Here is an 830-nt window from a genome sequence, read left to right as displayed (position 1 = left end):
TAAAGCGCTTGCGCCAATCATTCGTAAGCTTGCACCAAACGCAACGGTTATTTCAGAGTCTGGCATTTACACTCATCAACAAGTTCGTGACTTAGCAGAATATGCAGACGGCTTTTTGATTGGCAGCTCGCTGATGGCGGAGGACAACTTAGAACTTGCGGTTCGTAAAGTAACGCTAGGTGAAAATAAGGTTTGCGGTCTGACTCACCCAGATGATGCGGCAAAAGCGTGTCAAGCAGGCGCAGTATTTGGTGGTCTGATTTTCGTTGAGAAGTCAAAACGAGCGGTCGATTTTGAAAGTGCTCGCCTAACCATGAGCGGCGCGCCACTTAATTATGTTGGCGTGTTCCAAAATCACGACGTTGATTATGTCGCCTCTATCGTAACGTCTTTGGGCTTAAAAGCCGTACAGTTACATGGACAAGAAGATCAAGAGTACGTCAACCAGCTCAAAACAGAACTACCCGTTGGCGTCGAGATTTGGAAAGCCTACGGCGTGGCGGATACAAAGCCATCCTTGCTCGCAGACAACATTGACCGTCACCTACTGGATGCTCAAGTTGGTACTCAAACTGGCGGCACAGGCCACGTGTTCGACTGGTCTTTGATCGGCGATCCAAGTCAAATCATGCTGGCAGGTGGACTGTCGCCTGAAAATGCACAGCAAGCAGCAAAATTAGGCTGCTTGGGATTAGATTTAAACTCTGGAGTAGAAAGCGCACCAGGTAAAAAAGATTCACAGAAGTTGCAAGCCGCATTTCGCGCTATTCGCAACTACTAAAGTTATTCGCAGTTATAAAAATACGAGAAGGATTATCAAAATGGCAAAA

Annotated in this window: 1 pseudogene; it reads left to right on the top strand. The window is 46.9% G+C overall.

Annotated features, from left to right (window positions below):
* Positions 1-781, top strand: a pseudogene (locus tag R7Q48_RS26165) (bifunctional indole-3-glycerol phosphate synthase/phosphoribosylanthranilate isomerase); the annotation flags it as partial.
* Positions 782-830 lie beyond the last annotated feature (49 nt).

Source organism: Vibrio sp. 378 (genome assembly GCF_033339435.1).
The sequence above is the reverse complement of the archived record's forward strand: the minus strand, read 5'-3'. Positions and strand labels throughout refer to the sequence as shown.